The 14,285-nt window shown below is 70.8% G+C and carries 10 protein-coding genes and 2 rRNA genes; 8 read left to right on the forward strand and 4 right to left on the reverse strand.

Features of this window, described 5'->3' with window-relative positions; translation table 11 throughout:
• Together DER29_RS25205 and rrf are read left to right on the forward strand one after the other, a co-directional pair.
• A 23S ribosomal RNA gene (locus DER29_RS25205) occupies positions 1-1,533 on the forward strand; the annotation flags it as partial.
• An 87-nt stretch (positions 1,534-1,620) separates the two neighbouring features.
• Positions 1,621-1,737: ribosomal RNA gene (gene rrf, locus DER29_RS25210) — 5S ribosomal RNA — on the forward strand.
• A gap of 146 nt (positions 1,738-1,883) precedes the next feature.
• Here the strand turns inward: rrf and DER29_RS25215 are convergent.
• Complete coding sequence (locus tag DER29_RS25215) at positions 1,884-2,567, reverse strand: hypothetical protein (protein ID WP_121400180.1); 684 nt, start codon at positions 2,565-2,567, stop codon at positions 1,884-1,886.
• A gap of 69 nt (positions 2,568-2,636) precedes the next feature.
• Here DER29_RS25215 and DER29_RS25220 point away from each other — a divergent pair, with 69 nt between their 5' ends.
• From DER29_RS25220 to DER29_RS25230, 3 genes are read left to right on the forward strand one after another with little or no spacing between them, the layout of a single operon-like run.
• Positions 2,637-5,255 (forward strand): valine--tRNA ligase, encoded by a 2,619-nt coding sequence (locus tag DER29_RS25220; RefSeq protein WP_121400181.1) that lies wholly within the window; start codon positions 2,637-2,639, stop codon positions 5,253-5,255.
• Positions 5,252-6,586: a folylpolyglutamate synthase/dihydrofolate synthase family protein gene (locus DER29_RS25225; RefSeq protein WP_121400182.1), complete on the forward strand. Its 1,335-nt coding sequence runs from the start codon at positions 5,252-5,254 to the stop codon at positions 6,584-6,586. Before DER29_RS25220 ends, DER29_RS25225 begins: the two co-directional genes overlap by 4 nt.
• Entirely contained in the window at positions 6,583-7,002 is a 420-nt protein-coding gene (locus DER29_RS25230; RefSeq protein ID WP_121400183.1) for a DUF4233 domain-containing protein, read from the forward strand. Before DER29_RS25225 ends, DER29_RS25230 begins: the two co-directional genes overlap by 4 nt.
• Before the next feature lie 4 nt (positions 7,003-7,006).
• On the opposite strand, the gene DER29_RS25235 is transcribed toward DER29_RS25230, so the two are convergent.
• Complete coding sequence (locus DER29_RS25235) at positions 7,007-8,377, reverse strand: VOC family protein (protein ID WP_121400184.1); 1,371 nt, start codon at positions 8,375-8,377, stop codon at positions 7,007-7,009.
• A gap of 143 nt (positions 8,378-8,520) precedes the next feature.
• On the opposite strand from DER29_RS25235, the gene ndk reads away from it, so the two are divergent.
• On the forward strand, positions 8,521-8,946 hold the full coding sequence (ndk, locus tag DER29_RS25240) for a nucleoside-diphosphate kinase (RefSeq protein ID WP_121400185.1): 426 nt from the start codon (positions 8,521-8,523) through the stop codon (positions 8,944-8,946).
• A gap of 65 nt (positions 8,947-9,011) precedes the next feature.
• Here the strand turns inward: ndk and DER29_RS25245 are convergent, their stop codons facing one another.
• Together DER29_RS25245 and DER29_RS34265 are read right to left on the reverse strand one after the other, a co-directional pair.
• A complete protein-coding gene (locus DER29_RS25245) occupies positions 9,012-9,452 on the reverse strand; it encodes a carboxymuconolactone decarboxylase family protein (RefSeq protein ID WP_121400186.1) in 441 nt (146 codons plus the stop codon).
• A 295-nt stretch (positions 9,453-9,747) separates the two neighbouring features.
• Positions 9,748-9,924: a hypothetical protein gene (locus tag DER29_RS34265; RefSeq protein WP_158619080.1), complete on the reverse strand. Its 177-nt coding sequence runs from the start codon at positions 9,922-9,924 to the stop codon at positions 9,748-9,750.
• A 316-nt stretch (positions 9,925-10,240) separates the two neighbouring features.
• Between DER29_RS34265 and ileS the strand changes: the two genes are divergently transcribed.
• Both ileS and DER29_RS25255 read left to right on the forward strand, forming a co-directional pair.
• Positions 10,241-13,387: an isoleucine--tRNA ligase gene (ileS, locus tag DER29_RS25250; protein WP_121400187.1), complete on the forward strand. Its 3,147-nt coding sequence runs from the start codon at positions 10,241-10,243 to the stop codon at positions 13,385-13,387.
• Positions 13,388-13,547: 160 nt separating this feature from the next.
• Complete coding sequence (locus DER29_RS25255) at positions 13,548-14,243, forward strand: 1-acyl-sn-glycerol-3-phosphate acyltransferase (RefSeq protein ID WP_121400188.1); 696 nt, start codon at positions 13,548-13,550, stop codon at positions 14,241-14,243.
• Positions 14,244-14,285: the final 42 nt, after the last annotated feature.

A 14,285-nucleotide genomic window follows, 5' to 3' on the forward strand; every position in this document is an offset into this window, starting at 1 on the left:
TCTTCGGACCAAACTGGGGGAGCGTGGGAACCTGGCGGGTAGTAGTCAAGCGATGGGGTGACGCAGGAAGGTAGCTGAGCCCGGCCGGTGGTTGTGCCGGGGTAAGCGTGTAGGCCGTGTTGTAGGCAAATCCGCAACACATGAAGGCTGAGACGTGATGCCGAGCCGATTCAGGTGAAGTCAGTGATCCTATGCTGCCGAGAAAAGCCTCTAGCGAGTTCTTAGCGGCCCGTACCCCAAACCGACACAGGTGGTCAGGTAGAGAATACCGAGGCGATCGGGCGAACTGTGGTTAAGGAACTCGGCAAATTGCCCCCGTAACTTAGGGAGAAGGGGGGCCGGAGACGTGAAGCCCCACGCGGGTGGAGCGTTGTATGGCCGCAGAGAGCAGGGGGAAGCGACTGTTTACTAAAAACACAGGTCCATGCGAAGAAGTAATTCGATGTATATGGACTGACGCCTGCCCGGTGCTGGAACGTTAAGGGGACCTGTTAGCTCTTCGGGGCGAAGCGGAGAACTTAAGCGCCAGTAAACGGCGGTGGTAACTATAACCATCCTAAGGTAGCGAAATTCCTTGTCGGGTAAGTTCCGACCTGCACGAATGGCGTAACGACTTCCCCACTGTCTCAACCACAGGCCCGGCGAAATTGCATTACGAGTAAAGATGCTCGTTACGCGCGGCAGGACGGAAAGACCCCGGGACCTTTACTATAGCTTGACATTGGTATCCGAATTAGCTTGTGTAGGATAGGTGGGAGCCGGTGAAGTCCATACGCCAGTATGGGTGGAGGCAATCTTGAAATACCACTCTGGTTGATTTGGGTATCTAACTTCGGACCGTTATCCGGTTCAGGGACAGTGTCTGGTGGGTAGTTTAACTGGGGCGGTTGCCTCCTAAAGGGTAACGGAGGCGCCCAAAGGTTCCCTCAGCCTGGTTGGCAATCAGGTGTTGAGTGCAAGTACACAAGGGAGCTTGACTGTGAGACTGACAGGTCGAGCAGGGACGAAAGTCGGGACTAGTGATCCGGCACTTGCGAGTGGAAGCGGTGTCGCTCAACGGATAAAAGGTACCCCGGGGATAACAGGCTGATCTTCCCCAAGAGTCCATATCGACGGGATGGTTTGGCACCTCGATGTCGGCTCGTCGCATCCTGGGGCTGTAGCAGGTCCCAAGGGTTGGGCTGTTCGCCCATTAAAGCGGTACGCGAGCTGGGTTTAGAACGTCGTGAGACAGTTCGGTCCCTATCCGCCGTGCGCGTAGGATACTTGAGAAGGGCTGTCCCTAGTACGAGAGGACCGGGACGGACGAACCTCTGGTGTGCCAGTTGTCCCGCCAGGGGCACGGCTGGTTAGCTACGTTCGGAAGGGATAACCGCTGAAAGCATCTAAGCGGGAAGCTCGCTTCAAGATGAGGTATCCCACCCACCTTGGTGGGGTAAGGCCCCCAGCTAGACGACTGGGTTGATAGGCCGGAAATGTAAGCCCGGTAACGGGTTCAGTTGACCGGTACTAATAGGCCGAGGACTTGACTACTAAGCTGCTACGCGTCCACTGTGCAACTCTCGATGAACGAACAACAGACCACGCGTGTTGTGGTGTTGTTTGACATGTCGATAGAGTTACGGCGGTCATGGCGGAGGGGAAACGCCCGGTTACATTCCGAACCCGGAAGCTAAGCCCTCCAGCGCCGATGGTACTGCACTCGGGAGGGTGTGGGAGAGTAGGACACCGCCGGACAATCTTTCGGTTCAGGGCCACCCTTCGGGGTGGCCCTGAACTGCGTTACGGACCTTTTCGCGGCCCGGCCGGCAGTGTCGAAGTCTCACGTTCGGCTGCCGGCCGGCCCGCAGCGGGAGCGGCGCGGGCGGGCTCGGCGGAAGGCGTCAGCCGCGGGTCTGGATCTCCTCGCGCATGGCGCGGAACAGGCCGCCGGCGTCGTCGACGGAGCGGCCCGGGAACATCGCCATCACCACGCTGCCGTGGTCGGCCCACCCGCAGACCGCGAAGTCGCCGCCGTCGCCGCTGGTGATGCCGCACTTCATCACGCCGCCCAAGCGTCCGGCGGGCACCCCGCGCAGCCCCGTCACCTTGCCGGTCTCGTCGGTCAGCAGGCCGAAGAGGCTGTCCAGGTCCCGTTCCGGCTGCCAGAGCAGGGTCGTGCCGCCGAAGACGAGCACCGAGCGCTTGCCGTCGGCGGGATCCCGGTAGACGGTGCCGAAGCTGCTGTCCAGGTCGATGTCGGCGGCGAATCCGCTGCGCAGGTAGTCGGAGGTGCTGCGGGCCCGGTCGCTGTCGTCGCGTACGAGGCCCGCCACCCGGTCCGGGGTGGCCAGGTCGGCGTCCTTCTGCTGGGCGACCCGCCAGCCGGCAGTGCCCAGCACCGCGGCCCCCGCGAGCCCTACCACCGCCGCCACGGCCCACGCCACCCGCCGGCGACGCGACCGCGTGGCCCGCCGCTCCGGGGCGTTCTCCGGCTCCCGGTTGCTGAGCTGGATGGGCTCGTCGGTCAGGTCGATCGGTTCGGGCCCGTCGTCGACCGGGCGATCGGTGAGATGTGCGTCGGACATAGCCGACACCGTACGCGAACGGCAGGTGGCGCACGTCGGGTCCCGGGAAGCGCTCCGTAGACTTTCAGGGTGACCGAGAGACTGGATGCCCGACGCCCCGACGCCCCGACCCTTGCCGGCCAGTACCAGCCCGGCGAGGTGGAGCAGCGACGGTACGAGCAGTGGGTAGCCGCCGGCCACTTCCGGGCGTCGGCGGACAGCGACAAGCCCCCCTTCACCATCGTCATCCCGCCGCCCAACGTCACCGGCTCCCTGCACATGGGCCACGCGTTGGACCACACCGTCCAGGACGCGCTGGTGCGGCGCAAGAGGATGCAGGGCCACGAGGCGCTGTGGCTGCCGGGCATGGACCACGCCGGGATCGCCACCCAGAACGTGGTGGAGCGGCAGCTCGCCCGCCAGGGCCTGTCCCGGCACGACCTGGGCCGGGAGGAGTTCGTCGAGCGGGTGTGGCAGTGGAAGGCCGAATCCGGCGGCGCGATCCTCGGCCAGATGCGCCGCCTCGGCGACTCCGTCGACTGGGACCGTGAGCGCTTCACCATGGACGAGGGCCTGTCCCGGGCCGTCCAGACCATGTTCAAGAAGCTCTACGACGACGGGCTGATCTACCGGGCCAACCGGATCATCAACTGGTGTCCGCGCTGCCTGACCGCGCTGTCGGACATCGAGGTGGAGCACACCGACGACGACGGCGAGCTGGTCTCGATCCGCTACAGCGACGACGTCGTGGTCGCCACCACCCGGGCCGAGACGATGCTCGGTGACACCGCGGTCGCCGTCCACCCGGACGACGAGCGCTACCGGCACCTGATCGGCACCGAGGTGGCCGTGCCGTTGACCGACCGGCGGATCCCGATCGTGGCCGACGAGCACGTCGACCCGAGCTTCGGCACCGGCATGGTCAAGGTGACCCCCGCGCACGACCCGAACGACTTCGAGATCGGCCAGCGGCACGGCCTGCCGTCGCTGACGATCATGGACGAGCGGGGCGTCGTCACCGCGCACGGCCCGTTCCAGGGCCTGGACCGGTACGAGGCCCGTCCCGCGATCGTCGCCGCGCTGCGCGAGCAGGGCCGGATCGTCGCCGAGAAGCGGCCGTACGTGCACGCGGTGGGGCACTGCTCCCGGTGCAGGACGACCGTCGAGCCGCGGCTGTCGCTCCAGTGGTTCGTCAACACCACCCCGCTGGCCGAGGCGGCCGGCGACGCGGTGCGCGACGGCCGGGTGAAGATCGAGCCCGCGGAGCTGGCCAAGCGGTACTTCGCCTGGGTCGACAACATGCACGACTGGTGCATCTCCCGGCAGCTCTGGTGGGGCCACCGCATCCCCGTCTGGTACGGCCCCGAGGGCGAGATCGTCTGCGTCGGCCCGGACGAGGAGCCGCCGACCGGCGAGGGCTGGCACCAGGACGAGGACGTGCTGGACACCTGGTTCTCCAGCGGCCTGTGGCCGTTCTCCACGCTCGGCTGGCCGGAGCAGACCCCCGACCTGGCGAAGTTCTACCCGACCAGCGTGCTGGTCACCGGCTACGACATCCTCTTCTTCTGGGTCGCCCGGATGATGATGTTCGGCCTGTACGCCATGGACGGCCGGCCGCCGTTCGAGACGGTGGCCCTGCACGGCATGGTCCGCGACCAGCACGGCAAGAAGATGTCGAAGTCGTTCGGCAACGTGGTCGACCCGCTGGACTGGATCGACCGGTACGGCGCCGACGCCACCCGGTTCACCCTCGCCCGGGGCGCCAACCCGGGCGGGGACGTGCCGGTCAGCGAGGACTGGTGCCAGGGCTCCCGCAACTTCTGCAACAAGCTGTGGAACGCCACCCGCTTCGCGCTGCTCAACGGCGCGCACACCGAGGGGCCGCTGCCGGCGGCCGACACGCTGTCGACGGTCGACCGGTGGATCCTGTCCCGACTGGCGCACGTCACCGCCGCGGTGGACGAGCAGTTCGAGGCGTACGAGTTCGCGAAGGTCTGCGACCTGCTCTACCACTTCGCCTGGGACGACGTCTGCGACTGGTACGTGGAGCTGACCAAGCCGGTGCTCGCCGAGGACGGGCCGGCCGCCGAGGCCAGCCGCCGGGTGCTCGGGCACGTGCTGGACCAGCTGCTGCGGCTGCTGCACCCGGTGATCCCGTTCGTCACCGAGGAGCTGTGGACCGCGCTCACCGGCGGCGAGACGGTGATGACTGCCGCCTGGCCGGTCGCCGACCGTACCGGAGTCGACGACGCCGCGGAGGTCGAGGTCGGCACCCTCCAGCGGGTGGTGACCGAGATCCGGCGGTTCCGTTCGGACCAGGGGCTGCGCCCGACGCAGCGGGTCGCCGCGCGGCTCGACGGCCTCGCCGCCGCCGGCATCGCCGCGCACGAGCCGCTCATCCGGTCGCTGGTGCGGCTGGACCCGGCCGGCGACGGTTTCCAGGCCAGCGCGACGCTCGCCATGCCCGGCGAGGTGAGCGTGGCCCTGGACACCCGAGGGTCGATCGACGTGGCCGCCGAGCGGGCCCGGCTGACCAAGGACCGGGCCGCCGCCGAGAAGGAGGCCGCGCAGGCCCGGGCGAAGCTCGGCAACCCGGCGTTCGTCGGCAAGGCGCCGGAGCCGGTGGTCGCCAAGATCCGCGACCGGCTCGCCGTCGCCGAGGCCGACCTCGTCCGCATCGACGCTGCTCTGGAGGCGCTGCCCTCGTGACCGACCGCACCGATTTCGCCGCCGTCGAGGCCGAGCTGGCCGGCCGCGGGTTCACCCGCATGGCCTTCGAGCTGGACAAGATCGAGTCGCTGCTGGACCTGCTCGGCAGCCCGCAGCGGGCGTACCCGTCGATCCACCTGACCGGCACCAACGGCAAGACCTCGACGGCCCGGATGATCGACTCGCTGCTGCGGGCGTTCGGGCTGCACACCGGCCGCTACACCAGCCCGCACCTGGAGAGCGTCCGGGAGCGGATCAGCCTGGACGGCGAGCCGGTGGACGAGGGGCGGTTCGTCGCCACGTACCGGGAGATCGAGCCGCTGGCCCGGCTGGTCGACGAGCGCTCGGCGGAGCCGCTGACGTACTTCGACATGACGACCGCGCTGGCCTTCGCCACCTTCGCCGACGCCCCGGTGGACGTGGCGGTGGTCGAGGTGGGCCTGGGCGGCGCCGAGGACGCCACCAACGTGATCCAGGCCGGGGTGTGCGTGCTCACCCCGGTCGGGCTGGACCACACCGAGTGGCTCGGCGACACCATCCAGGACATCGCGCTGGCCAAGGCGGGCATCATCCACAAGGGCGCGACGGTGATCTCCGCGGCGCAGGAGGAGGAGGCCGCCGGGCCGATCCTGGAGCGCTGCGCCGAGGTCGGCGCGACCATCGCCCGGGAGGGCGCCGAGTTCGGGGTGCTGCGGCGGGCGGTCGCCGTCGGCGGGCAGGTGCTCACCCTCCAGGGTCTCGGCGGCGTCTACGAGGAGGTGTTCATCCCGCTGCACGGCGCCCACCAGGCGCAGAACGCGGCGGTGGCGCTGGCGGCGGTCGAGGCGTTCCTCGGCGCCGGGGCGAAGCGGCAGCTCGACGTCGAGGCGGTCCGGGAGGGCTTCGCCACCGCCAGCTCGCCCGGCCGGCTGGAGCGCGTACGTAGCGCGCCGACCATCCTGCTCGACGGGGCGCACAACCCGCACGGGATGGCGGCCACGGTCGCGGCCCTCCAGGAGGAGTTCGCCTTCAGCAAGCTGGTCGCGGTGGTCGGCGTCCTCGCGGACAAGGACGCGGGCAGCCTGCTGGAGCTGCTGGAGCCGGTGGTCGACCAGGTCGTGGTGACCCGCAACAGCTCGCCCCGGGCGCTGCCGGCCCGGGAGCTGGCCGCGCTGGCGGCGGAGGTCTTCGGACCCGAGCGGGTGGAGGTGGCCGAGGAGATGCCGGACGCGATCGAGGCGGCGGTGGCGATGGCCGAGGAGGACGTACCGGGGGAGCTGAGCGGGGTCGGGGTGCTGGTCACCGGGTCGGTGGTGACGGTGGCCGACGCCCGTCGGCTGCTGAAGCGATGACCGGGCCGGAGCGGGTCACCGAGGGCGACGACCGCCCGGCCGGGGCGGCCGACGGCACCCCCGGCGGGCGACCGCCGCGCCGTTCCGGGCTGCGCAACCCGGAACGGGCGGTACGTGGCCTCGGCGCCGGCACCCTCAGCCTGGAGGCGCTGGTGCTGGTGCTGGCCATCCAGCCGATCCGGGTGGTCGGCGGCGACCTCGGTGGTGCGGCGATCGGAGCGGTGGTGGCGCTGGCCGTGGCGGCGGTGCTGCTGGCCGGCATGATGCGCCGGCCGTGGGCCTGGCACGCCGGCACCGCCCTGCAGGGGCTGCTGATGCTGGCCGGCCTGCTGCACTGGTCGCTGCTGGTGCTGGGCGTCGTCTTTGCCCTGGTGTGGGCCTACGCCCTGCACGTCCGCCGGGTCATCCTGGGCTGACGGGTCAGGCCTCGGCGCGTTCCCGCCACTGGGTGAGGGCGATGCCGTGGCCGTCCGGGTCGCGGAACGCCGCCGCCCACACCTCCAGCTTCGTGCCCCGGTTGACCACCCGGGGGGCGTACGTGAACCGGACGCCCGTCCCGCGCAGTCGCTCGTACGCGGAACCGATGTCGTCGACCTCGAGGTTGACGTGCACCAGCCGGCGGCTGATCGGCGCCGCCTCGGTCACCTCGCGCAGCACCAGACGGGTCGTGCCGGAGGCGAGCACCGCGTTGCCGGAGCCCCGGTCGACCTCGGTGAAGCCCAGGTCGCGATAGAAGTTGAGCGAGCGGGGCAGGTCGGTGACCAGCAGGGTCAACCCCACTCCGGCGATCGGCGCCCCGAACTCGTCGCCGGCCGCCGCGGTCTCCCCGGCCTCCTCGTCGACGTCGGTCGCCGGGCCCGGACCGAAGATCGCCTCGTCCAGTTCCTCCGGGCTGATCCGCTCGTCGCGGACCCGGTCGCGCGGCGGGGCGGGATCGTCCAGGGGCAGGTCGAGCGGATCCGCCGGCGCGGGCGCGTCGAACCGCTCCTCGGCGGGCGGGCGGGGCGTCGGCGTGGCCCGGCGCGGCAGGGTGCCGGTGGCGGGCTGCTCGACGAGCGTGCCCTCCAGCACGACCGGCCCACCCGGACGCTGGTGCATCACGACGGGCTCGCGCTCCTCGGGCCGCCCGACCCGGTCCCCACCGAGCGGATCGCCCAGCGGATCCCCGACGGGGTCGCCCAGCGGATCGCCCACCGGCGCCCGGAAGTCGTCCCGGAAGTCGTCGCGGTAGTCCTCCCGGAAGTCGTCGTCCGGCGCCCGGTCCGCCCACGGCGGGGCCTCCTGCTGGATCAGCACGTCGTCCAGCGGCTCGGCACCCGCGTACTCGGGCGGCAGGTCGGCCGCGACGGCGGCGGCGGTCTCCGCGTGGGTGGGCACGTCGTCCCAGAGCACCCGGACGTGGCGCTGGTCGTCGAGGGCCACCCGGATCGGCAGCGTCTGACCCAGCGACGGCCACTTCGCCACCGGCACCCGCGGCTCGATGATCTTCTTCGACCGGGGTGGCAGCCCCGGGGCGTCGATCACCAGCTGGAGCTCGCAGCGGCCGAAGGCGTACTGGGTGGGGGGCTCGGAGGCGCTGTGCACGTGCCCGACGCCGACCACCCAGGTGCGACCGCCCCCGCGCACCGTGGCCAGCGCGATGGCCAGCACCAGCAGGGCGACCCCGAGCGCCACGATCGCCCAGCTGGTCATGCCGAGGCCGAAGAGGACGACGAAGGTGGCCACGGTGCCCAGCACCGCGGCGATCAGCTTGCGTACCGGTGCGATGGGCCGGTTCCCGCCATTCGCCACAGTGGACCTCCCGAGGGTCAAGGGCCAGGCTAGGCCGGATCGGCCGCCGGAGGAAGGACCGGCCGCCGCGCCGGTGCCGGGACCGGGTCGCTAGGCTGACCGTACCCAGCCCGGCCGCCTTCCGCGCACAGGAGGAACCCAGCGTGTCCAGCAGCAGCCCCGATGAGCGCACCCTCGTACTGATCAAGCCCGACGCGGTCCGCCGCGGGCTGGTCGGCGAGGTGATCTCCCGCTTCGAGCGCAAGGGGCTGCGGATCGACGCGATGGTGTCCCGGACGATGGACGGCGCGCTGGCCGACGAGCACTACGCCGAGCACGTCGACAAGCCGTTCTATCCGCCGCTGAAGGACTTCATGACCGGCGGCCCGCTGGTGGCGCTGGTGCTCTCCGGCGACCAGGTCATCGACGTGGTGCGCGGGCTCGTCGGCGCGACCGACGGGCGGCGCGCGGCGGCCGGCACGATCCGCGGCGACCTGTCGCTGTCCAACCGCGAGAACCTGGTGCACGCCTCCGACTCGCCGGACAGCGCGAAGCGCGAGATCGCGCTCTGGTTCCCCGAGCTGGTCTGACACACCCGCCGCCGCGGGCCGGTGCGCGTCGAGCGCACCGGCCGCCTGCGTCGCGTGGCGGATTGTCACGCCTCCGTCGGGAGGTCGGTGCGGCAGGTCACGGCGATCCGGTTCCACACGTTGATGGTGGCGATCGCCATCAGCAGGTCGGCGAGTTCCTTCTCGGACCACACCTTCGCCGCCGCGTCCCAGACGTCGTCGGGCACGCCGTGCTCGCCGAGCCGGGTCACCGCGTCGGTGAGCGCCAGCGCGGTCCGCTCCCGCTCGTCGAAGAACGGCGCCTCCCGCCAGGTGGCGACGGCGAAGAGCCGCCGGTCCGACTCGCCCGTCGCCAGCGCGTCGCGGCTGTGCATGTCGACGCAGAACGCGCAGCCGTTCAGCATCGACGCCCGCAGCTTCACCAGCGCCAGCACGGTGTGCCCGACGTTCGCCCGGACGTACTTCTCCAGCCCCAGCACGGCCTGGTACGCCTGCGGTGCCACCTCGGCCACGTTGATCCGTTGCATGACGGCCCTCCTCGGTCCGGTCGGTGTTGACACCCACACGACGGTGCGCGCTGGCGCGGCGTGACACCGGCGGACGTGAGCCCGGTCACGCCGGGTCGGCCTCGCCGGACGGCCAGGGGAGTCCCGCGGTGGCACCGGGCGCGACGGACCGGCCCCGAGCCGCCGACGGACCTCGTGGGCCTGCCTTACGACATCGGGCAGGCTCACGAGGTCCGCCGGCGGTTGGGACGAGCGCCGCGCGGGTCCAGCGGTGTCAAGGTGGTCTCGTCGGTGCCGGTCGGTCCGAGCGGGCCGATCAGCCTCCCGAGGCGACGACAGGCTCGTCGCCCACCAGCTGGACGAGCGCCAGGCCGGCCGGTTCGAGGCTGTACAGCAACCGACGGCGGTAGAGGCTGGTCCACACCTCCCGGAGCGGGCTGATCGCGATCCGGGTGCGCGCGAGCGTCGGCTCGTCCAACCTGATCCGGATCACCCGTCACCCTAGGCACCGGTCGCCGGGCGCGGGTTTACTCGGCGGCGATCTTTCCAGGTGGTCGGGTAACCTTGACGGTCGTAAGGCGATGACCCGGCCATCACCGGTGAGCCTCCGGAAGAACAGCCGGTTCGCCGGCCCAGTAGAACCGGACGGGTCCGGCCCGTCACAGCCGGCCAACGAGCGGGCGGTCAATCCTGGCCGCCAAGCGGGGTGGTACCGCGGGCCTGCCCGGGGGCGCCGTCGAGGCGTACCCGAGAAGGCTCGTCCTCGCAGACCCACACGACAGTGAGCTGCGCGAGGAGAGCGACCCCCGATGGTCTATCCGTTGCACGACCCGACCGCCGCCGGCGTCCCGGCGAGCCCGGACCTGCCCGCGGTCGAGCGCCGGGTCCTGGAGCACTGGACGGCCGACAAGACCTTCGAGGCCTCCGTCGAGGCCAGGCCGGCCGGCGACCAGGGCAAGAACGAGTACGTCTTCTACGACGGCCCGCCGTTCGCCAACGGCCTGCCGCACTACGGCCACCTCTTCACCGGCTACGTGAAGGACGTGGTGCCGCGCTACCAGACGATGCGCGGTCGCCGGGTGGAGCGGCGCTTCGGCTGGGACTGCCACGGCCTGCCCGCCGAGGTGGTCGCCGAGAAGCAGCTCGGCATCACCAGCAAGGCGGAGATCCTCGACCTCGGCGTGGCCCGGTTCAACGAGGCGTGCCGCTCCTCGGTGCTGGAGTTCACCCACGACTGGGAGCGCTACGTCACCCGGCAGGCCCGCTGGGTCGACTTCGCCGACGACTACAAGACCCTCGACCTGGACTATATGGAAAGCGTCATGTGGGCCTTCAAGACCCTGCACGACAAGGGCCTGGTCTACGAGGGCTTCCGGGTGCTGGCGTACTGCTGGCGCTGCGAGACGCCGCTGTCGAACACCGAGACCCGGATGGACGACGTCTACCGGGACCGGCACGACCCGACGCTGTCGGTCTGGTTCGCGCTGACCCCCGACGAGAGCGCCCCGGAGCTGGTGCGCGGGCCGGTGCGGCTCGGCGTCTGGACGACCACGCCGTGGACCCTGCCGTCCAACCTGGCGCTCGCCGTCGGCCCCGACATCGAGTACGCGGTGCTGGAGCGCGACGGTCAGCGGTACGTCGTCGGTGCGGCGCGGCTGGCCGCGTACGCCAAGGAGCTGGAGGGGTACGAGCAGGTCGGCACCGTATCCGGCCGCGACCTCACCGGGCGCCGCTACACCCCGCTGTTCGACTTCCTCGTCGAGCAGGCCGGCCCGAACGCCTACCAGGTGCTCGGCGCGGAGTTCGTCACCACCGAGGACGGCACCGGGATCGTCCACCTGGCCCCGGCCTTCGGCGAGGACGACCAGAACGTCTGCAACGCGGCCGGCATCCCCACCATCGTGACGGTGGACGACCACACCCGGTTCACCGGGCTGGTGCCGCCGTACCAGGGCGAGCAGGTCTTCGACGTCAACAAGCCGGTGATCCGGGAGCTCAAGGAGCGGGGGGTCGTCCTCAGGCAGGACACCTACACCCACTCGTACCCGCACTGCTGGCGCTGCGACACCCCGCTGGTCTACAAGGCGGTGTCGTCGTGGTTCGTCGCGGTGACGAAGTTCAAGGACCGGATGGTCGAACTGAACCAGCAGATCAACTGGACGCCGGGGCACATCAAGGACGGCTCGTTCGGCAAGTGGCTGGCCAACGCCCGGGACTGGTCGATCAGCCGGAACCGGTTCTGGGGCTCGCCGATCCCGGTGTGGAAGTCCGACGACCCGAACTACCCGCGGGTGGACGTCTACGGCTCGCTGGAGGAGATCGAGCGCGACTTCGGCGTACGCCTGAGCGACCTGCACCGGCCGGCGGTGGACGACCTGGTCCGCCCCAACCCGGACGACCCGACGGGGAAGTCGACGATGCGCCGGGTGCCGGAGGTGCTGGACTGCTGGTTCGAGTCCGGCTCGATGCCGTTCGCCCAGGTGCACTACCCGTTCGAGAACCGTGACTGGTTCGAGCACCACTACCCGGGCGACTTCATCGTCGAGTACATCGGCCAGACCCGCGGCTGGTTCTACACCATGCACGTGCTGGCCACCGCGCTGTTCGACCGGCCGGCGTTCCGCAACTGCCTCAGTCACGGCATCCTGCTCGGCTCCGACGGGCGCAAGATGTCCAAGAGCCTGCGCAACTACCCGGACGTCTACCACGTGTTCGACGCCTACGGCTCGGACGCGATGCGCTGGATGCTGATGTCCTCGCCGGTGCTGCGCGGCGGCGACATGGCCGTGACCGAGCCGGGCATCCGCGACGCCGTCCGGCAGGTGCTGCTGCCCCTGTGGAACGTCTGGTACTTCTTCTCGCTCTACGCCAACGCCGACGGGCACACCGCACGGCGTAGGACGGACAGTACCCACCTGCTCGACCGGTACGTGCTGGCGAAGACCAACGAGCTGGTGTCGACGGTCCAGGAGCAGATGGACGCGTACGACATCTCCGGCGCCTGCGCCACCGTGCGGTCCTACCTGGACGCGCTGACCAACTGGTACGTGCGCCGCTCCCGGGACCGGTTCTGGTCCGGCGACGCCGACGCCTTCGACACCCTGTGGACGGTGCTGGAGACGCTGTGCCGGGTGGTGGCGCCGCTGGCGCCGCTGACCGCCGAGGAGATCTGGCGCGGCCTCACCGGCGAGCGGTCGGTGCACCTGACCGACTGGCCGTCCGCCGGGGAGTTCCCGGCCGACCACGACCTGGTCGCCGCGATGGACGCCACCCGGGAGGTCTGCTCGGCGGCGCTGTCGCTGCGCAAGGCCAAGGGCCTGCGGGTGCGCCTGCCGCTGTCGACGCTGACCGTGGCCTCGCCCGTCGCGGCGCAGCTGCGGCCCTTCGGCGACCTGGTCGCCGACGAGGTCAACGTGAAGGCGGTGCAGTTCACCGACGAGGTGTCCGCGTACTGCCAGCAGGTGCTGACCGTGGTGCCGCGCGCGCTCGGCCCGCGGGTCGGCAAGCAGGTGCAGCAGGTCATCAAGGCGGTCAAGGCGGGGGAGTGGGAGCTGGTCGACGGCGCCCCCGTCGCCGCCGGCGTGACCCTCGCCGAGGGCGAGTACGAGCTGCGCCTGGTCGCCGCCGACGCCGAGCACTCCGCGCCGCTGCCCGGCGGCGAGGGCGTGGTGGTGCTGGACACCGAGGTCACCCCCGAGCTGGCCGCGGAGGGGCTGGCCCGGGACGTCGTGCGGGTGGTGCAGCAGGCCCGCCGCGACGCCGACCTGGACGTCTCGGACCGGATCGTGGTGACGGTGTCGGCCGCCGAGGAGGTGCGCGCGGCGGTGGCCGCGTACACCGACTTCGTGGCCCGGGAGGTGCTGGCCGACTCCGTCGACTTCGCCGACGGGGTGGACGGCTTCACCGGGGAGGTCGGCGAGGGCGAACGGGTGACCGTGGCCGTCCGCAGGGTATGAGTCGGTGAGACGGGGTGGTCCGGCGGTGCGCCGCCGGACCACCCCCACCGGCCCCGACACGCCCGCTCACCAGGCGGTCGACCCGCCACCCCGACGACGCCCCGTGGACCCGTCGGTTACCGTGACACCGCCTGTTCGCACACACTCCGCCGGAGGACCAGTGCCCCTGCTCTACACCATCGGCAAGCTCACCGTGGCGCCCGCGCTCCGGCTGGCCTTCCGTCCGACCGTGGAGGGGCTGGAGCACATTCCGGACGCGGGGGGCGCGATCTTCGCGGGCAACCACCTCTCGGTCGCCGATGAGCTGTTCCTCGGCACCGTGGTTCCCCGGCACCTGGCGTTCTGGGCCAAGTCGGAGTACTTCAAGGGCACCGGCCCGAAGGGCGCCCTTTCCAAGTACGTGCTCACCGGCCTGGGCGCCATCCCGGTCGAACGGGCCGGCGGTCGCGCGGCCCTGTCCGCGTTCGACGCCGCCATCCCGGTGCTCAAGGCCGGCGACCTGGTCGCGGTCTATCCGGAGGGGACCCGGTCGCCGGACGGTCGGCTCTACCGGGGGCGCACCGGCGCGGCCCGGCTGGCCGTGGCGGCCGGCGTGCCGATCATCCCGGTCGGCATGACGGGCACCGACAAGGCCCAGCCCATCGGCACCCGGGTGCCCCGTCCCGGCCGCGCCAAGATCACCATCCGGTTCGGCAAGCCGCTGGACTTCACCGGCCGGCCGGACGACCGCACCTCGCTGCGCGAGATGACCGACGAGGTCATGGCCGAGATTCAGAAGCTCACCGGCCAGGAGTACGTGCCCCGCTACGCCCCGCCGCGCGCGCACTCCGCCACCCCGGGCGACGCCCCGGCCTGAGCCGGCCTCGGGGCGGCCGGAGCCGCCCACGCTGCTCCGGTG

Origin of the sequence: Micromonospora sp. M71_S20, assembly GCF_003664255.1 — a bacterium.
GTDB lineage: Bacteria > Actinomycetota > Actinomycetes > Mycobacteriales > Micromonosporaceae > Micromonospora.